Raw genomic sequence first — 19,538 nt, 5'->3', positions numbered from 1 at the left:
TTTGTAAAATAAAAGAGTGTTCAGCGATAAAGGTAACCTCTTTTCAACGTGAACTTAGTAGTATTTTCACCTGAAATAATGTCATAATAATACCATATTAAATGAAGAGAGCAAAAAAATACGATAAAAAGTTGTAAAAACTCGTCATTTAAGACTAATGTAATCTTACACAAAAGATAGTAAAATTTCGATTGTAAGGGATTACAAAGTTAATTAGGAGGTTTTATTTATGAGAAAAGCATTTATTAGTCCTTCAAAATACATTCAAGGTGAAGATGAAATTTTAAATTTAGGTTATTTTGTGAAAACATTTGGTACCTCTGCACTTTTAATAGCACATCCTGAAGATATTAAACGTGTACAAGGCAAATTAGATGCAACAGCAGAAAAATATGGTATTACATTTTTTGAAGGCGGATTCAATGGCGAGTGCTCCAGACCAGAAATTTCTAGATTGCAGGAAATAGCAAAAGAAAACAACTGTGATTGTACAATTGGTTTAGGTGGTGGTAAGGCAATTGATACGGCAAAATGTGTAGCAGAGGGAGAAGGGTTAATTATCGTCCCAACAATTGCTGCTACGGATGCACCTACAAGTCATTCCGCAGTTATCTACACACCAGAGGGTGCTTTTGATGATTACGCATACTTTAAGCAAAGCCCAAGTGTTGTATTAATTGATACAACAGTCATTGCTAATGCACCTACTAGATTCTTAGTATCTGGTATGGGGGATGCGTTATCCACTTATTTCGAAGCAAGAGCAACAGCACGTTCTTTCTCTAATGTAAATGCTGGATTACCTTGTGGAGTGCGTGAGGACGTATGTGCACCAGCAAAAGGTACAAATGCAGCGTTAGTTTTAGCAGAACATTGCTACAACACTCTATTAGAGGACGGGGTTAAAGCAAAAGCAGCAAGCGATCATAATGTTGTTACTCCGGCCTTAGAAAACATTATTGAAGCTAATATTTTATTATCAGGGTTAGGATTCGAAAGTGGTGGATTAGCTGGAGCACATGCCATTCATGATGGGCTTACTCTTTTAGAAAGTGCGCATCACTACTTCCACGGTGAAAAAGTAGCTTTTGGTACATTAGCACAATTGGTATTGGAAAATGCGCCAACTGAGGAAATAGAAGAAGTGTTAGATTTCTGTTTAGCAGTAGGACTCCCAGTTTGTCTTGCTGATATTGGAGTAGAACAAATTACACAAGAAGAGTTAATGGAAGTAGCTAACAAAGCTTGTATTCCAGAGGAATCTATTTATTCTATGCCATTCCCTGTTACTCCAGAGTCAGTAGCTGCAGCTATCCTTGCAGCAGATCAAATTGGAAATGATTATAAGAAGAGGTTAATATAAGATGAAAAAAATTATTAATAAACCAGAAAATGTCGTACTTGAGATGTGTAAAGGAATGGTTCTAGCACATCCGGAACTGAATTTAATTGAAAAATATAAAGTCATTAAAAAAGAGCAAATTAATAAAAATAAAGTAAGCATAATTAGCGGGGGCGGCAGTGGACATGAACCTGCTCACGCTGGATATGTCGGGAAGGGCATGTTAGATGCAGCAGTTTGTGGAGATGTATTTGCCTCACCTTCTCAAATACAGATTTATCAAGCCATTAAAGAAACAGCTAGCGATAAGGGAACTCTACTCGTGATTAAGAACTACAGTGGTGACATGATGAATTTCAAGAATGCGGCTTATCTAGCAGAAGAAGATGGAATTCAAGTGGATTATGTAAAAGTAGATGATGATATTGCTGTACAGGACAGCTTATATACAGTTGGAAGACGTGGAGTGGCTGGTACTGTTCTTGTCCATAAAATAGCAGGTGCTGCAGCAGAACGCGGATATGATCTACCAAAAGTGAAAGAGGCAGCAGAAAATGCTATTGCGAATGTTAAAAGCATTGGTATTGGACTAACTTCTTGTACAGTTCCTGCTAAAGGAACTCCTACTTTTGAGATTGCAGAAGATGAGATGGAATTTGGCGTTGGCATTCATGGAGAACCTGGTATCCGTCGTGAAAAAATTATTTCAGCAGACGAACTTGCAGAGCGCATGGTAACGGCATTATTAAAAGAAATAGGGATAGAAGATGGAAAAGGAGAAGTGGCTGTCCTAATTAATGGATTTGGAAACACACCTCTTCAAGAACTGTATTTATTAAATCATTCTGTCATTCGTGAACTGTCACGTAGAAAAGTAACGATTGCAAGAACGTTTGTCGGAAACTATATGACAGCCATTGATATGGCCGGTGCTTCTATTTCGATTATGAAATTAGATGAAAACTTAAAGAGTCTCCTATCTGAAGAGTGCGATACTCCTGCGCTAAAACTTAAAGGTGAAGTACCAGCTGTCACTTATGATGAAATCATCGGTAGCGTAGAGGCCCCGAAAGTGTCTTATGAGGTGCAAACCAACAAAGAATATTCCGTAGTAACGGAAAATCGATTGACGTTGAATAATATTATTTTTATGGTAGACCAAATGAGTGAATGTATTATTAGAAATGAAATACCGTTTTGTGAATTAGATTCCCATGCTGGTGACGGAGACTTTGGTATGAGTGTTGCTAAAGGATTCAAACAATTGAAAGCTGAATGGCACGAAATTCTAGAAAATAAATCAAATGATATTGGCAACTTCTTAGAGGCATGTTCCATTGTTATCATGGAGCACTGTGGCGGGGCATCAGGGCCTATTTGGGGATCAGCATTTCGTGCGGCTGGAAAGAACACTGAATCTAAAACCGAACTGACTTTAACAGAATTTGCTGAAATGATCCAAGCGTCTGTAAAAGGAATTCAAGCAACAGGAGAACGTTCTTTTGGACGTGGAGCTGTTGTGGGAGATAAAACTTTAATTGATGCCTTAGTACCTTATGCAGATACGTTAACGTCAAGTGCTGCTGAAGGTGAAAGCTTGAAACATGCGCTTGTCAAAGCAGCAGAAGCTGCTGTTGAAGGAGCAAAATCAACTGAACAGATTGTTGCACGTATGGGGCGTGCTGGTACGGTTGGAGAAAGAAGCCTTGGTTATCCGGACGCAGGTGCACATGGATTAGGTGTAATTTTTACTGAAGTAGCTCAAGTAATGCAAGAAAAACAGTAAAATTTGGTATTATCTCCTCTAAGTATAGTGTAAAGAAATTACTCCTTGAGAGTGAGGGTTACACTATATTTAGTGGGGATTTTTTATGGTTCACTAAGGACAAGCTTCAACTGATTTTAACTGGAAGTGGTGAAAATATATCAACAAAGAAGTCAAATCGCGGATATCTAGCTCTAGTCTGTTGAAAGCGTAGCTAAGAAAGTACAATAGCCATCCAAGATAGAATCTGTGGAACCCGGGGTACAGTTAAACTAACAATAAGATACTATAGAGGAAATAAATAAAGTTTGATGACTAGTTACTTCCTTTTATTTTATAGGGTGTTTTTAGTTGTTTTAGTCAGTGAACAGGGAGTACGAAATGATTGTACAAGTGTAGTACTCCAATTTTATATTGTTAGCTATTAGTAAGTACTAGTTAGAGAAAAACAATTCCAAGTATAAATAAACATATGGTAATAATGTTTATAACATTTTTAGCTTTGTCATCTTCTTTTATTGAGGTTACAAGTTCAAATATTATGACAAGAGTAAGTATAGACAAAGCTATCTGTAGATGTAAGTTAAATGCATATACAGATATTACAATCAGAGCATATATAATACCTAAAATTATATTTTTGTTATTCTTAGTTTTTTCATAATTACTCATTTAAAAACTCCTTATTTAAAAGTATTAGCTGTTCTTTGTTTTTTAAGGGAAGGTGTCAGTAACTAGGAGTAGGGTAAGGAAGATAATAGAAAAGGAAAAGCTATGTATAATATGATTTATATTTTCTTTGTCTGCTTTCTCTCAAGTGGATAATTTTACAAAAGTTTAAAAAATGAATACCTCCTATAATTGCTGTAACTAGCGTGTTTAATAATATCAAATACTTCTTTCTAAGAATTGTAGCAAAAATAAAAAGCTCCCCCAGCACCATTTATTTTAGAAAAAAATAAAATAACTTACTGATAGTCCTTATGTAGAGCAGAACAAGCAGATTCTTAATTATTAAGAGCCTGCTTGTTTTACTTTACACGTAGCAGTAGATTCTTTATTTACGCTTTTATTGGCAAACAGAGCCCGGCACTGTTCGTCATTAGCAATGGGTCAGAAAAGTGCGTCAGTCTTTTTTCATTCTTAATTAATTACCTGTGGGCTAACGTCTAAATACGCATTAATGCGCCATTAGGCTTTGGTAACTCTTGATCCGTTATCAAATTCATTTTGCAAAAATGTTCAAAAAATTGCTGTGCCTGCTCTCGTTCGTTTGAGTCACTTTTCAATGAAACTATATCAAGCAAAATTTGAGCCATCCATGAATTATCAAAATAACGGTATTTACCTGTATTCCACACCATTTTTTGGGAGTTCTTTTCGTTTATATAATATTTCCAGAAAAGCATCTGATTGGATTCTTGTTCTGTAAGTTGGAGTCTGTACGTTGAATGAGCAGGAATATATCCATCTTCGCAAAGCTTACCAATAAAATTTTCATTGACCATATAGACACCTAGGATGCGTCTGTCTTTTTCAGGCATACTGGAATCTATTGCTGTTAACAAGACAGCGCTATTTTGATGTAGGCGGGTGGGTTTGGTTGGCTTCCCCTTGTAATTACCACTTTTTATTACGCCTGAAAAAACCGTCCACTCTGAAAAAGAACTATTCTGTTCTTCTGTGTCGCACCAAAAAACCATTTGTGATTCGGGATGAAGTTTATGGTTTTTCATAAGTTTTTCATGTCCCCAGCGAAGTTCCTGATTTTTTTGCTGTAATTTTTTTTCTTCTTCCTTCTTCCATTCTTCCTCTTTTCGTTCCGTTTCCTTTTCTTCTAAAATTTTTTCCAGGGAATGAGCAACACTTTTATCATGCAGTTTTAGGTGCTTTCCAAATACATCGGGGAAAACAAATTTTTTGTTTTCTGATGCGAAATTTATTTCAATACTAGAATCATTATATTTAACTATAGTACCTGTTCCAAAATGCTTGTGTGTAACTTTCTTATCGATTAGATTCATCATTCTAGGCCTCCTTGTAGAATAAAAACGCGGTTACTACTTAGATAGTAAATTAATAATTTTATTCAACTAACTTACCTTTTGAGTTAACACAATTATTTTAATTTTATTTAAAAAAGAAAAAGCAACCTCAGTCTTTAATGGCATTCGAGTGAGGTTGCTTTTTGAGATAACTCTATAACTTTAGATAAATGATAACATATTTATACGATAACGACTATCTTTTCCATGACGAGCACATGTATAAAAGGGGAGCTTTTTATACATCATATCTTCAATCACCTGAAAGAAAATAGTTGTTATATCAACAATCTATAAAACGTTTTATGGTAACTGTTTAAATAAATATAGTTCAAACAGCAAAAGAACTACTGTATATTTCAGTAGTCCTATCAGTTCTATAAAGGAAAGCTAAATTAAATTTGATAAATTCTATTCAGGAGTCCCAATTAGTTCTGTTATCGCATCATAACTCATATTATCATTCATTAATCGTTGAAAATTATTATCACAAAGGATATCTTCAGTAATTCTTTGTAATAATGTAGCAGTTGCTCTAAAAGGGGCGGATCCAGTACTTAATCTTTCAATACCAACTTGCGATAATGTATTAATAGAAGGCAAGTTTGGCCCAGACAAAAGATTAATCGGACACGATAGTTCTTGTCGAACTTTTTTAATGGATTCCATGTCATATAGTCCAGGAATAAAAATACAATCTGCTCCAGCCTTTTGATATGCTTTTCCCTTATTGATGGCTTCTTGAAGTCTTAGATCCGGATTTCCTGTATTTAACCAGTACAAATCAGTGCGTGCATTAATAAATAATGGGGATTTTAGCGATTTGGATAGTAATCTAATTTCAGATATTTTTTCTACTTGCAACGAAACATCTAAAATAGGACTATCTAAATCTCCCGTCCCATCTTCTAGGTTTATACCAATTCCTCCTGCTAAAATAATTTGTCTTGTATTATCTACCACTTCATTAGTAGACCTTCCATAGCCAGACTCTAGGTCTACACTGACAGGAATATTGACGGAATTAATAATTCTCTTAACAGCTCCTAACATTTGTTCAAAAGGGATTTTTTCACCATCATTATATCCTAAAGACATTGCTATGCCAGCACTGGTTGTTGCAATAGCTGGAAACCCATTTTTCTCAAAAATTTTAGCACTGATAACATCCCAAGCATTAGGCAATACAAAAGTATAGGGTCTTTTGTGAAGTTGCTGAAACGTCTGAAATTTAAGTAACTGCTTTTCATTATTCACAACGGTTCTTCCCCCTTTAAGTAAACAACTTTATGACTTCGTATGAGCGTTCTTTAGAGCAGAGAAAAATAAAACAACGGGAGATTAATCAGAAACTTAATCCCATATTATAGGACGTTTAACTTTTGCAGTTCTTAAATAATCTAAAAGTTGTCCTGTATGTACTGATTCATGATAAGCAACTCGTAACAACATGTCCCCTAACTCTCGAATATACCCCATCTCCGATCGGTCTATTTTTATCTCTGTTAGCTGCTTTTCTTTAAGGAGTCCTAAAAACTCTATAAATTTTTCCCTATATGGTTGAGCAAACTTTAATGCTTCTTCAACAGAACTAAATGTTACTGCCTTATAAGGATTATGCTCCTCTGTTAGAGAAAGGTTAAGGGGTTTTTCTAACATTTGATGATAGAGGTATTCTCCTTCAAGAACATGATGTATCATTTCCCTACATGACATTGCTTCTGGATCAGGGCGCCAGTCTAACCTATCTTGAGGTATTGACATCCATACTTTTATACTTCGACGTCTCACTTCTTCAAAGTTTAGTAAAATAAAACTCATCGCATCCATTTTCGCTCACTCCTTTAATTTTACTATAAATATAACATATCCAAAGTCTTACAATGAAAAATATGGATGGTTTTATAAATATTATCTGTTATTTAGATTAATCATTAATTTTTCAAGAAAGCCTGTTAATATAGATTTATTAAAAATTAGGAGGAAGTTATGAGACAAAAAATAATTAGAATTAATAAACCAAGCATATATAATTTTGATTTAATTTTAAGGTACATAAAAAACTCGCCCTCTTTTGTAATCGAGAAGGTTATTGAAAACACATATTGTAGAGCTTTTATAATAGGGGGAAGAACGTACCTAGTACTAGTTAGGGACGAAGGAATCGGTAGTAAGTACTTGGAAGTTAAAGTTATTGGTGAAGAAGTTAAGAATAATCAGGTTCAACTAGTAAAGGAGAAAATTATCACAATATTTTGTCTGGAACAAGATATAAACAAAGCTCAAAAGTCTATAGCTAATGAATCTAAGATAGGAAAATTAATAAAAATGTACGAAGGGTTTAGACCTGTTTTATTAGGAAGTGTCTACGAATCCATCATATGGGCAATCATCGGTCAACAAATTAGTGCAAAAGTTGCTCATAGGATTAAAAAGAGTTTGTTAGAAAAAACAGGAGCTAAAATAATAATTAATAACTGTGAATATTATACAGATTTATGCCCCCACAAGGTGATGAAGTTAAATATAAACCAACTTCGTGACTTAAAGCTAAGTCAAAGGAAAGCTGAATATATTCATGAAATAACTAAAGCCATTATAGATGAGGAGCTAGACTTAAGTTGCTTATATTTATTAGATCGTGAAGGGGGTTGTAGCTATTTAATGAAACATAGAGGTATAGGAAAATGGACGGCAGAGTCAATACTAATGAGAGGTATAGGACGTCAAGACATTCTACCCGCAGGAGATTTAATTATACGTAAAGTAGTAGGAGAGATTTATCAGTATAACGAATTATTAACAGAATCACAAGTTAGAAAAATATCTACTCAATGGAAAACTGCGGAAACCTGGATTACTCATCTATGCTGGTTTTACATGCAAGAAAAAATATTATAAATGGAATATTTGTCGGTTTAAAATAAACGAAAAAAAGTATAATTTACCTGTTTTTGTTTGAATATTATAAAAATTGGATTTAATTGTTGAAAATGCCTTTTTAATGCAATATTATAAATATATCTTTTAAGAAATGGAGGTGTTAGTTATGAAGGTAAAAGTTAAGAAAACAACTAATAAAGCTGCGGTATTAAACGGTATTCCAGGCTAAAACGTTATCATTATGTGAACTACTTACTTATTGTTTAAACTTCAAGTCTGTAAATATAGGGAACTATCATATGATAGTTCCCTATTTCAATAATTAAGAGAAATGGAGTGAAATGTAGAAAATGAAACCTAAGTTCAAAGAGACAATCCCTGTATTTTTTATAAATGATGAAATCCATATTGGTGAAGAAGATGGAGTAGCAGGAGTTATTGAAGATCCCAGTGGAAGTATTAAGTATTTAATTTCTCTTATTAATGGAAAAAATTCTATAGAAGAAATAATACATTTAGTCCAAGAAAAGTATCCAAACATAAAAGAAAATGAGGTATTGGAAGGGATAAAGGCATTAGATACAGAGAAATATTTAGAAGATAATTCTTTAAATCCTCAATCTATAGGAGATTATGAACTCGAAAGATACAAAGCAAACCTTAATTATTTTTCGCTTTTTACGTCTTTAGAGGACAATAAGTACAATGTGCAAGAAACTATCATAAATACAAAGGTTGCTTTGCTCGGAATCGGAGGTTTAGGTAGTCAAATACTATATCATCTATCTGCATTAGGTTTTCATAACATTAATGCATTGGATTTTGATACTTTGGAATTAAGCAATTTTAATAGACAGTTGTTATATTCTGAAAAAGATATTAATAAGTTAAAAACGGAATTAGCAAAGGAAAGAATATCGCGTTTTAATCCTAATGTTAATTTAAACGTTACTAATAAGCGTATAGAATGTGCTGAAGATGTAATGGCACATATTGAAGGTAGTGATTATGTAATTTGTGTAGCCGATAAACCAACCCTTCATATACAGGACTGGGTAAATGAAGCAGTAGTGAAGTTAGGAAAGCCGTTAGTTTCAGGTGGAGTCCTAAACACAAGGGGCAGATTTTATTCTATGTTACCAGGAAAAACTGGGTGTGTAGAGTGTCATAAACAAACCATAATTGAAAGTGATGTTATAGTTAATAAGCAACTTGACAGTATGCATCAGATAAATTTTCAACGAAATAATGCTGCGATTAGTCCTAATGTAGCTATGTTGGCTGGTGCTATTGTAAATGAATTTTTAGGGTTGGTAACAGGTATTCAAACTCCAACATCATTAGGGAAAATGATGGAATTAAATTTCCTTACATATCAAACTTACCCTATTTCAGAGTGGAATAAGAAAGAGGATTGTCCAGTTTGCCATTCCGCACCTGTAACAGCAGGTAAATAATTATGATGGGGGGGTAAATGTTGAAATCTTATGAAGTACTAAAGAACAGAGATTTTTTATGCTTATTTTTAAGTGCCACAACAAGTAAGTTGGGCACGTCTTTTTTTCAAATCGCACTGCCTTTATTAGTATATGATTTGACTAAATCACCAAGTTTAATGGCATTAACATTTGTTTTAGAAATTACGCCTCAAGTATTGTTTAGTTTGTTAGGCGGAGCCTTAGCTGATCGTATAAGTAAGAAATACATTTTATTAATAGGTGATATTTTATCAGCCATTTTAATTATTATCATACCTCTTGCAGCTTTAATAAACGTGTTAGATATATGGATTGTATATGTGGTAGCTTTTTTAATATCAGCTGTGAGTGCATTTTATCATCCAAGTTTTGAATCAGTCATACCAGAAATTTTAGAAGGTGAAAATTTAATACAGGGTAACTCTTTATTCAAGTTATCAGAGACAATTACAACCTTTGCAGGCCCTTCAATAGCAGGCATTTTAATTGCTTTGGTTGGAACTCATAACTTATTATATTTTAATTTTTTTACGTATTTTCTTTCTGGAATATTCATTGGCTTAATAACTAAGAAATATAAAAGCCCGAATCCAGTTAATAGTTCTATAATGAATTCAATAGCTGAAGGAGTTAAATACGTTATAAATACTAAAAAGATTTTGATAGGGACTATTCTCATATTCTTAATCAATGTGGGTTATGGTGCTATGGAAGCTTTATTTATGTTTCATCTAAAAGATAATTTACATTTATCGGCACAGTATATTGGTTTAATATTTTCCCTACAAACCTTAGGGTCATTTGTAGCAATTTATGCTGCAAATAAACTAAATAAATTACCACGGGGAAATATAATTATCTATTGTGGTGTAATAATAGGTTTAGGGCAAACTATCCTTACTTTTTCAAACACTGCAGTTATTTTGTTAATAGTCTGTAGAATTGTAATTGTCGGTTCGGTAACATTATTAGCAATTAATTGGTTTACCCTTAGGCAAGAGATTGTGCCATCAGCCTTATTGGGAAGAGTAATTAGTTCAACTCGTATGTTAGCTTTTTTGGCTTTACCGATTAGTGGAATGTTAGCAGGTGTTGCAGCTGAATATATTAGCGTCTCTTTAATTTTTATTTCAGCAGGCATCCTAACGATTGTAGCGTCTTTAATCGGCATTAAGACCTCTCTATTTGAGACCCAACAATCTATAGATCAACCTATTAATAGTAGCAACAAGTAGATAATTACTCGGGTTGACTTGAAACATATTGATATTTAGTGTATTCTTCTATAAGAACTTCATACTTGGAGTTTAAACAATAAGTAAGAACCCCTTTAACATATGGTTAATAGGGGTTTTTTATTTTTAATCCAAATGTGCATCTGATATACAAGCAAAAATCTTTTTTCATACCTAAAATACGAGTTATGTTAAGTAAAACGTAAAGTATTTGATGAAAATAATCAGTTTAACTATTTACTCTTAGTGATGACAAATGGATGGGTGTCACCAAAAAGTTGGCTTACCGACCATAAACCAAAGCATAGTCATTAATAGAATGATATAAATCCAAATAGATCGCTCTAGTTTAGTTGCCAGTTCTTTTTTATTTTGTCCTTCCTCCTTGTACTTTCGAAGTGTTGGTGAAAAAGCACGGGCCAGAAAGAACAAGGAGCAAAAAAGGAAAATCAGTGTCATTATAATCCACGGCGTAGTCCACGTCCATGGGCCACACATAACGAGGAGTATCCCTGTGATAACAAGAACATGGCCCGTATGTTTTGCGAGCCTAACAACAGATTGAAATGTGATCAAATAGGCATTCATTTCTTGTTCTCTTGAACTATGTAATTTTTTAACAATTGGCAAGAGAATAAAGAAAGGACCAATCGATAAAATGACACTAGAAACATGAATATATACTAATATACGGTACAACAAATCCATTTCTTTTACCTATCAATCGTTAACTAATCTGAACTCATGCACCCATACCCTCATTTGCGGAAGCCAAGGCATCCCAGGATGATAAGACAAAATAGATTGTTTATATTCCTCTACTGTAGCATAGCCTTCCTGGCGAGCATTTTCATCGGTTAATTCACCTAGTGATTGAGAATAAACTCGTTCCACTACAAATTTTTGATCTTCTAAAACCATTATCTCTCCTACATCAGCATATCTTCCATTTCGGCGAGTTGCTGTTTTGCTGCCTTTGATTACTTTATTTACATCATCCGGCATTGTTACAAGTCGATCGATTGTACATGTTTTTGGTGGCAATTCATTTTGTGCTTCATGGTTACTCATTAAAAAAACTCCTTTCATATCTTGTCTCGTATTTAATGTATCATATTTTTAACGACGAATTTCATTTGAATTTATTAGGTGGAAATTTTCTCTAATAAATCTATTATAATTTATCCCTTTTCTTATTCGATAGTCCAAGTACATAACATAATGTATATAAGAGAATGAATTATTCTTTGTTCGTATAATAAGGGTTATTTTATAGATTGAAGTTTCAATAACTGTAAGTATTAAAGGTATAAACCTACTTTTTACAGAAAAGATATTTCTTTGGCTGGTTTGTACAAAACTTTCTCCTTTACAACTAGATGCGTTTATTGTATGATTACACAACAGGAACATTTGTTCGACATTAAGGGTTTAGAGATAAATAAAGGAACAACAGAATAAACCAAGACAGTTAAACACAAAATTTTCTCGCACGGAGCAAAAACATTTGAGCCAATCCTTATTATTTATCCACATACATTGTCGTTTACTGTAAACGTACTAACAATCGGAGGTTTTAAATTATGAATGATAAACAAGCAGCACTAGATATGGCTCTAAAACAAATTGAAAAACAATTCGGTACAGGATCAATTATTAAGATGGGGGAAGGCACACATACAAAAGTTGAGGCATCTAGCTCAGGTTCATTAGCTTTAGATATCGCTCTTGGGATTAATGGTTATCCAAAAGGAAGAATCATGGAAGTGTACGGACCCGAAAGCTCAGGTAAAACAACAGTTTCCTTACATGCGATTGCAGAAGTACAAAAAAATGGAGGTCGAGCTGCCTTTATTGATGCTGAACACGCACTTGATCCAGTTTACGCAAGAAAACTAGGTGTAGATATTGATGAGTTACTGTTATCTCAACCAGATACTGGTGAGCAGGCACTTGAAATTGCTGAAGCATTAGTTAGAAGTGGTGCTGTAGATATTATTGTTGTTGACTCAGTAGCAGCATTAGTTCCTCAAAAAGAAATTGAGGGAGAAATGGGAGATTCTCACGTAGGTCTACAAGCTCGTTTGATGTCTCAAGCCCTTCGTAAACTATCTGGAGCAATTAATAAGTCTAAAACCATTGCTATCTTCATCAACCAAATCCGGGAGAAGGTAGGCGTTATGTTTGGAAATCCTGAAACAACGCCAGGCGGAAGAGCGCTAAAATTCTATTCTTCCGTTCGCCTTGAGGTTCGCCGCGCTGAACAACTTAAACTGGGAAATGACATAGTTGGTAACAAAACAAGAATTAAAGTAGTCAAAAATAAGATGGCACCTCCTTTCCGCATTGCTGAAGTAGATATTATGTATGGAGAAGGTATCTCAAGAGAAGGAGAAATCTTAGATATTGGTTCTGAAGTAGATATTGTTCAAAAGTCTGGATCTTGGTTTTCTTATAATGGGGAACGTTTAGGGCAGGGACGAGAAAACGCTAAGGTTTTCTTAAAAGAAAACCCTGAAATCAGAGAAGAAATTAGAAAAAACATTATTGATTTTAAATATGGTAATACTGACAACAATAATGATATTGATAACGATAGCGATAGTGAAAACGAAAGCTAATAAAAGCTTAAAATGCCTTTCCCGGCAGCTTCAAGCCCATCCATTTCACTTCATTATTTTGGTCATTTTATGCGATTTATAGTAGCCAGCAGGGAGCTGATATTGTCTTAATTCAAAAGGAGCTTGGCCACAGTGATCGTAAAATAACGGAACGTTATCTAGAAAAGGTTTTTCAGAGAAAACAAAAAATTGGGCTACTGTGGAAGGAACAAGATTTCTAATTGAGATACTGTTGTCTAAAGCGCTATACTAGACTTTTTATTGCAATCTCTTTAAACAGAAAAATTCTTATAGCAAACAAACAGAACCCTATTTAATTAAATAGGGTTCTGTTTAATTAGATCAAGGTCTATGGAAGTTGACCGTTTTCTCATCGTCCCCCGTGCGTTCAAACCAACCTCTAAAGGCCCAGTTATCATAACCTCCATCACCTTCATTAATAAACGTTCCTTCTTCAAATATCCAGACCCCGAACGTGATACCATCATAATCTACGGTATCAAAATATTGTACACCTTGTAACTGGTCGGAATTATAACCTTGACTTAAATTCATTACTATCACATTATACTGCTGACCCGATTCAAAGAAAGCTTTTTCCATCGCTCCCTTAACAAAACCACTTCGATTGTCGGCAGTTTTAGCCGCATCTGCAATCGCTTGTCCTATGGCTACTGGATCAATCGCTACGTCTCCTCCAACTTCTGCAGCTTCTGCGGAGCCAGCAGAACCTCCTAAATTCGGTAGAGCTAATGGCGTCGCTAACATAGCTAAACCTACAGCAGAAGCTACAACAGCTTGTTTCGCTCTTCTCATTTGATCTCCTCCTATTTTAGTTGATTCTTAGAACAAATACCCTTTTTATGAATATTAAAACAAAAATTCCATAATTAAGTATATATAGGGGGGCAAAAAAGTAAAATAAAGGTTTGAAAAAACCTGAAAATAATCTCGATCTATTGAAGATTCAGATAGGTTAAACGTACATTTCAGTAAAGACTTTTATAAAACGTCACTTACTTATTTGTTACTGAGTTGCTCTGCCAAACCGATTAAAAGTCCTTCTACTCCACGAATGTAGCAGAGACGATACGAGTCCTCGTACTGAACCACTTCGCCAACGAGCTGAGCGCCATATCTAGTAAGTCTGGACACCATTTCGTCAATGTCTTCAACAGTGAACATGACGCGTAGATAGCCGAGAGCGTTTACAGGAGCATTCCGGTGATCTGATATAGTAGGTGGGCTGAGAAATCGCGAAAGTTCAATCCGACTGTGACCATCCGGGGTGACCATCATCGCAATCTCTACACGCTGAGAACCCAATCCCGTTACGCGGCCACCCCATTGACCTTCGACGGTGGCCCGCCCTTCGAGACTCAAGCCAATCTCCTTAAAGAAAGAAATTGTGTCATCAAGGGATTCTACAACGATGCTGACATTGTCCATTCTTAGTAGGTTGTTTTTTTCCATAGTTTTATCTCCTTATGTGTAAAATTTTATTATCTGTCCATTTTCATAATCATTCTATTTAAAAGTTACAAATTCCTTTCAAACAAAACATTCCTATCCTGTCACTGGGCCATATTTGTTGTATACTTTATATTCTTTGTAGAAAAATGATCTATTTGTCATTAATACACGAAGTACTTTATCATTTACTTAACTAATTAATGAAAAAATGGGTGTAATAATAATTCTAAAGAGTGTATAGTAAAGAATAATTTTTCATTATATGTCTGAGAGGTGGGATTGTTATGGAAAAGCTAGAATATGAATGGGTAAAACAAGCACGACAAACTTTATTAGAGCAGTGTAGAGAATTGAGTGAAGGTGACTTGACGAAAGAGTTTGCATTTGGTTTTCAAAATATTAGAGATTCTCTAGTTCATGTGGCAGGTTGCTACCATGCTTGGTTAGGTTCTTTTGTGCTTTCAGAAACATCATCACCACTATTCACAAAAGAAGTAATTAATACTATGAAAATAGACGATATTCAGCATTATTTTCAACAGGCTGATAGATATGTAGAAAAAGTATTGGAGCAATTCACAGATAAATTTGATGAGTCTATCGAAAAAGAACTTGCTTGGAGAGCAAACAGTGGTTTTGTAAGAAAGACACCTCGTCAATTGCTTACCCATTCAATTACTCACGAATCACATCATAAAGGACAAATTGTAGTTATGTTACGTCTATTAGGGCATACACCTAAAAATACGGACATATTGGGATTACCTGAAAAAGAACCTTTCAAATAATAAATTAAGAAATCATTTCACGAAGAGCATATTTGCAGTCCTAGCTTATATTTGGATGTTCCAAGAGGCCGTGATTGGGCTTCCTGAAATTGTGCAAAACATCTCGCGTGTGCTGGATATTGGTGAACGTGTTGCTGAAGACGTTCACAGCTAGAATCACAAAAATTTAACCAACCATCGTTGTTACGCTATCCACTAAATTATTGTTGTTGTCTTTTCAGAGAAATAAATCCATAAATATAAGTTGGAGGGTTTTAATGAAAAAAAATATTTCTTCTAATGGACTCTGAGGAAAAGGTATCTTCTTATTTCATCTAGATAACGGAATGAGCGTTAAATTCAGTGGTATTTAGTAATATCAAGTTGGGAAAATTTGTAGAAAAAGAACTATTTTGTCGTCACTAAGTGTAAATAGTAAAAAATAAATAATAAATAAAATACTTTATCAATTACTTAACTAAAAAAACTTAAGTAAGGTTGCTTTTTAAAAACAGAGTCATCACAATGTTTATTTTTAAAGTTATATGTATATGAATCTACAAATCTGGCCAGACTAATAACGTATTCCCAACAGAACAACCTCCTGTACAGGAGGTTGTTCTGTTTTATAAATTATATACTTAGTTACCATCAACCAGCTTATTGGAACAAAAAGGGCATCTATCTATATAGTCGCCCTTTTTAATTTTACTGGCTTGCTTATTTATTAAAAGAACCACATAACTTATAACTGTTCCAAACATATTAAGTAGAACATCGTCTATATCTAAGCTACGTCCCATGAAATATTGAATAAATTCAATTAAACATGTAACAGATAAATCTAAGATTGTTACTTTTTTTACTTAACGAAACTTTCTTGATAGGGGTTTATTTTTATAGAATCCTTCAAAAAGGTTGCTATAGACCCACTTGAACTTGCTTTGTTAGGATAAAAGAGAGGAAACATTATGGAGTCCTGTAGTAGATATCTCCATTCTCGCAAATTCCATCTTGGGAGTAGACGCTGCTCATGATATAACAGCTAAAGTAGAGAATACATTAGCATAAGAACACAGTATAGAGGGTGCTAACTTACATGTGGAAACAAGCCAAATAGTAAACATGCCAATTAAAACGAATACATAAAGGGAAGGAATTAATCATATGGAATTAGGATATAAGAAAAACATACAGCTTAAAGATAGAGATTTAAAGTATAAAATAAAAGATAGTGAGGAAACAATTGAATTGATTGTTTTTATTGCACTTTTAAGTGTGATTTTTATTATTAATACTTTCTTTAAATTCTTATAGTCTTTTTTACATGTGATTGTATGAAAAGATATAGTATGTATGTCTGGACGTGCATATTATAGTAAAAAGCCACCTTTACTTCAAATACTAGATGGCTTTTTATTTTATTAACGATAATAATTTCTTTAACACTCTGCAATAGATTTGAATATTTTGTTCGTGAAAATATATCTTTTTAAAAACACAAAAACTCATTCATAATGTAAGAAAGAGCTGGGAAATAATAATTCGTAAAAGTGAGTCATGATTTTTTTGTCTGTTGACCTATACATTTAGTTTATTATCGACAGCAATATTCTTCAGGGTTTACACATATAAAAACACCAAGTTGTATTAGTGATGACCTTCACGTTTGGTGGTAGAGCAAATAGCTGACTCATCATGAGGGTGCTCTTCGTTTTCTAACTGGATAGTTGCATGCTCAATTTCTTGATGTTGAAGTTTGGATTCAATTTCTCTTAATATGACCTGACTTTCCAGGAAACTTATTTGATTATTTAACACCACATGACAGGATAATGCATTTTTCCCACTAGTTATACTCCAAACATGTAAATCGTGGACATTTAGTACACCTTTAACTGCATGAATTGTTTCCATTACTTTTTCTAAAGAGATTCCTTTCGGTGTACCTTCCATTAAAATTTCTATTGTCTGCTTTACAATTTTCCATGCGCCCAAAGCAATTAAGAATGCAATAAGAACACTTAGGATTGGATCTACGATATTCCAGCCAGTGAATAGGATAATAAGTCCTCCGATAATAACTCCTGCCGAAGCCATTGCGTCCCCAATCATATGAAGTACGGCGCTTTTCACATTGATGTTGTCTTCCTTCCTTAAGCCAAGACCTAAGTAAAGGTTCATGGCTAAACCAACAGATGCACTAATAAACATCCATGTACTTCCCACTGGTTGGGGATCCTTAAAGCGATCAATCGCTTCGTATAGTATGACAACAGCAATAACAATTAACGTCATGGCATTAATAAAAGCAGCTAGTATCCCTGAACGGTGATACCCGTAAGTGAAATTTTCCGAAGCTGGCTTTTGGGCTTGGTGCATAGCAAACCACGATAGCCCTATGGCTGCAATATCTGTAAGTACATGTCCAGCATCAGAAAGTAGGGCTAAGCTGTGTGAAATGAATCCTCCAATTAATTCGACTACCAGGATAATTAAAGTAAGAAAAAATGCTAATTTCATTTTCCCAATCGGAGCATGGGAGTGAAATACATCTCCGTGGTCGTGATTGCGGTTGTTTCCCATAAAAATCTCTCCTTGCTGCAAAAACATGATCATTGTTTGAAAAAACGTTATTTCTCTTGTTCTGGATTTCACTAAAAGTAGTTTATTCAAAAAACTCAATGGGTGGATCTTTAAATCCCCGAAAGCCTTATATACTAAAGATTCCTTTTAAGACAGTAGATACAGAATGTTAATTCTTTTATGATGGGATGGTGCTTTTAAGTTCTGGGAAACCCTAACAGAAGCTTCATCATTTAAAGATTTAATTTGACCATTTGTTTTAGTATTTTCAACTTCATCAAAAATCATTTATGTCATTCAAAAGCTGTTTCCAAATCAATTTCATACTTCTTTTTAACAAATCAGAAAAAAATTGGATCACGACTTTTGAATTTCTTATGTAATATGATTAATCTTATAAGAATAAAAAAGAGACCTTATAAATTAAGATCTCTAAAATTTTCTATATAAGTTTAATGACTATGAAATAGTGAAAGGGAATAGTGATAAATATAAATAATTAGTACTCCTAGCGATATTAATAGCCATACATGTAGGTTTCTGAAGTGACTAATAGCCTTTCCTATTATTTCATGAAAAATAACAAAAGATAGGGTACCAATTGCTCCTCCAGTCGATAAGGCTTGTATTTTAAGCGAGGAAGCTTGTACACTTTCTCCAAGTAATAAACTCCCTCCCAAAGATAGTGATAGAAGGACTATAATGAATAAAAAGAAGACGTTAGGTATTTTTGCTATGGAGAGAACGGTCATTAGGGCCATCCCCTCTGGAATTTGGTGTAAGAGGGTAGCTACAAATACGGAAGCTGACTGATGTAGATCTGTTATCCCAAAGGTAATACCTGTGATAATATTATGAAAGAAGATTGCAGCCGTTAATAAAATAAGTGACTGCAAAGGTGAAATTGCACTATTTGTTTTATGCAAAAAGAGGTCAATGCATAGCATAACGATATATCCTGCTACGATACCTAATAGAACGCCTTTTAAATCATACAGATGCCATGTGGAAGGAAGGATATCAAAAAATAACAACCCTAATAAGATTCCTCCACATATCGCATACATAAACTGAATTCTACCTCGTGACAGGTGACTAACTAATTTAAGAAGTCCTCCACCTACTAATAAACCCATTAAAGAACCTAAAGTAAATAAGGTATTTATTTCTATATGCATAATTGCTACTTCCTTTCGGCGATATGTTTTTTTACAACTAACCTATTCAAAGGAAGGGCAATCATACCTATGTTTTATAAATGGTTAAAAAAATAAAAGTACATGATATTAACTTTGGAGTGATTTTTAGGTGAATCACTAATAAAAACGGACATACTAACGTTA

Annotated in this window: 19 protein-coding genes; 8 read left to right on the top strand and 11 right to left on the bottom strand. The window is 34.1% G+C overall.

Annotation, left to right across the window (positions count from 1 at the left end; genetic code table 11):
• The first annotated feature begins 229 nt into the window (after window positions 1-229).
• Window positions 230-1,363 carry a glycerol dehydrogenase gene (locus ACRPLQ_RS17935; RefSeq protein ID WP_028413806.1) on the top strand — a complete coding sequence of 378 codons (1,134 nt, stop codon included), beginning with the start codon at window positions 230-232 and terminating at the stop codon, window positions 1,361-1,363.
• 1 nt (window position 1,364) lies between these two features.
• Complete coding sequence (dhaK, locus tag ACRPLQ_RS17930; RefSeq protein ID WP_165635782.1) at window positions 1,365-3,128, top strand: dihydroxyacetone kinase subunit DhaK; 1,764 nt, start codon at window positions 1,365-1,367, stop codon at window positions 3,126-3,128.
• Between the two features lie 417 nt (window positions 3,129-3,545).
• On the opposite strand, the gene ACRPLQ_RS17925 is transcribed toward dhaK, so the two are convergent.
• From ACRPLQ_RS17925 to ACRPLQ_RS17910, 4 genes are all read right to left on the bottom strand, one after another.
• The gene (locus ACRPLQ_RS17925; protein ID WP_028413804.1) at window positions 3,546-3,779 is read right to left on the bottom strand and encodes a hypothetical protein; all 234 of its coding nucleotides are present in this window, start codon (window positions 3,777-3,779) and stop codon (window positions 3,546-3,548) included.
• A 497-nt stretch (window positions 3,780-4,276) separates the two neighbouring features.
• Window positions 4,277-5,131 (bottom strand): malate synthase, encoded by an 855-nt coding sequence (locus ACRPLQ_RS17920; protein WP_165635898.1) that lies wholly within the window; start codon window positions 5,129-5,131, stop codon window positions 4,277-4,279.
• 432 nt (window positions 5,132-5,563) lie between these two features.
• On the bottom strand, window positions 5,564-6,409 hold the full coding sequence (locus ACRPLQ_RS17915) for an isocitrate lyase/PEP mutase family protein (RefSeq protein WP_367078348.1): 846 nt from the start codon (window positions 6,407-6,409) through the stop codon (window positions 5,564-5,566).
• A gap of 96 nt (window positions 6,410-6,505) precedes the next feature.
• Window positions 6,506-6,982, bottom strand: coding sequence for a DinB family protein (locus tag ACRPLQ_RS17910; protein WP_028413801.1), 477 nt, complete (start codon window positions 6,980-6,982; stop codon window positions 6,506-6,508).
• A gap of 159 nt (window positions 6,983-7,141) precedes the next feature.
• Between ACRPLQ_RS17910 and ACRPLQ_RS17905 the strand changes: the two genes are divergently transcribed.
• The 3 genes from ACRPLQ_RS17905 (at window position 7,142) to ACRPLQ_RS17895 (ending at window position 10,748) form a co-directional block, all read left to right on the top strand.
• Entirely contained in the window at window positions 7,142-8,053 is a 912-nt protein-coding gene (locus tag ACRPLQ_RS17905; RefSeq protein WP_165635784.1) for a DNA-3-methyladenine glycosylase 2 family protein, read from the top strand.
• A gap of 332 nt (window positions 8,054-8,385) precedes the next feature.
• Window positions 8,386-9,492 (top strand): HesA/MoeB/ThiF family protein, encoded by a 1,107-nt coding sequence (locus ACRPLQ_RS17900; protein WP_098113348.1) that lies wholly within the window; start codon window positions 8,386-8,388, stop codon window positions 9,490-9,492.
• A 20-nt stretch (window positions 9,493-9,512) separates the two neighbouring features.
• Window positions 9,513-10,748 (top strand): MFS transporter, encoded by a 1,236-nt coding sequence (locus ACRPLQ_RS17895; protein WP_430078688.1) that lies wholly within the window; start codon window positions 9,513-9,515, stop codon window positions 10,746-10,748.
• A gap of 267 nt (window positions 10,749-11,015) precedes the next feature.
• Here ACRPLQ_RS17895 and ACRPLQ_RS17890 read toward each other — a convergent pair whose 3' ends face one another.
• Both ACRPLQ_RS17890 and ACRPLQ_RS17885 read right to left on the bottom strand, forming a co-directional pair.
• Window positions 11,016-11,450 carry a DUF2269 family protein gene (locus ACRPLQ_RS17890; protein WP_028413797.1) on the bottom strand — a complete coding sequence of 145 codons (435 nt, stop codon included), beginning with the start codon at window positions 11,448-11,450 and terminating at the stop codon, window positions 11,016-11,018.
• A gap of 18 nt (window positions 11,451-11,468) precedes the next feature.
• Window positions 11,469-11,819, bottom strand: coding sequence for an ASCH domain-containing protein (locus ACRPLQ_RS17885; protein WP_033579502.1), 351 nt, complete (start codon window positions 11,817-11,819; stop codon window positions 11,469-11,471).
• A 512-nt stretch (window positions 11,820-12,331) separates the two neighbouring features.
• On the opposite strand from ACRPLQ_RS17885, the gene recA reads away from it, so the two are divergent.
• The gene (gene recA / locus ACRPLQ_RS17880; protein ID WP_165635786.1) at window positions 12,332-13,369 is read left to right on the top strand and encodes a recombinase RecA; all 1,038 of its coding nucleotides are present in this window, start codon (window positions 12,332-12,334) and stop codon (window positions 13,367-13,369) included.
• 342 nt (window positions 13,370-13,711) lie between these two features.
• On the opposite strand, the gene ACRPLQ_RS17875 is transcribed toward recA, so the two are convergent.
• Complete coding sequence (locus tag ACRPLQ_RS17875) at window positions 13,712-14,185, bottom strand: hypothetical protein (protein WP_028413794.1); 474 nt, start codon at window positions 14,183-14,185, stop codon at window positions 13,712-13,714.
• 204 nt (window positions 14,186-14,389) lie between these two features.
• Window positions 14,390-14,842 carry a VOC family protein gene (locus tag ACRPLQ_RS17870; RefSeq protein WP_165635788.1) on the bottom strand — a complete coding sequence of 151 codons (453 nt, stop codon included), beginning with the start codon at window positions 14,840-14,842 and terminating at the stop codon, window positions 14,390-14,392.
• A 284-nt stretch (window positions 14,843-15,126) separates the two neighbouring features.
• On the opposite strand from ACRPLQ_RS17870, the gene ACRPLQ_RS17865 reads away from it, so the two are divergent.
• Window positions 15,127-15,630, top strand: a complete 504-nt coding sequence (locus ACRPLQ_RS17865; protein ID WP_028413792.1) for a DinB family protein — start codon at window positions 15,127-15,129, stop codon at window positions 15,628-15,630.
• A 620-nt stretch (window positions 15,631-16,250) separates the two neighbouring features.
• Here ACRPLQ_RS17865 and ACRPLQ_RS17860 read toward each other — a convergent pair.
• Entirely contained in the window at window positions 16,251-16,460 is a 210-nt protein-coding gene (locus ACRPLQ_RS17860) for a VanZ family protein (protein WP_081732881.1), read from the bottom strand.
• 316 nt (window positions 16,461-16,776) lie between these two features.
• On the opposite strand from ACRPLQ_RS17860, the gene ACRPLQ_RS17855 reads away from it, so the two are divergent.
• Window positions 16,777-16,926, top strand: coding sequence for a hypothetical protein (locus tag ACRPLQ_RS17855; RefSeq protein WP_155017187.1), 150 nt, complete (start codon window positions 16,777-16,779; stop codon window positions 16,924-16,926).
• 333 nt (window positions 16,927-17,259) lie between these two features.
• On the opposite strand, the gene ACRPLQ_RS17850 is transcribed toward ACRPLQ_RS17855, so the two are convergent.
• Both ACRPLQ_RS17850 and ACRPLQ_RS17845 read right to left on the bottom strand, forming a co-directional pair.
• Window positions 17,260-18,195: a cation diffusion facilitator family transporter gene (locus ACRPLQ_RS17850; RefSeq protein WP_165635789.1), complete on the bottom strand. Its 936-nt coding sequence runs from the start codon at window positions 18,193-18,195 to the stop codon at window positions 17,260-17,262.
• Window positions 18,196-18,647: 452 nt separating this feature from the next.
• Window positions 18,648-19,373 carry a hypothetical protein gene (locus ACRPLQ_RS17845; protein WP_221818208.1) on the bottom strand — a complete coding sequence of 242 codons (726 nt, stop codon included), beginning with the start codon at window positions 19,371-19,373 and terminating at the stop codon, window positions 18,648-18,650.
• Between the last annotated feature and the right edge of the window lie 165 nt (window positions 19,374-19,538).

The organism is Priestia sp. TRN 1309, from assembly GCF_050846875.1.
Lineage (GTDB): Bacteria > Bacillota > Bacilli > Bacillales > Bacillaceae_H > Priestia > Priestia zanthoxyli.
This window is presented reverse-complemented; position numbering and strand designations above follow the sequence as displayed.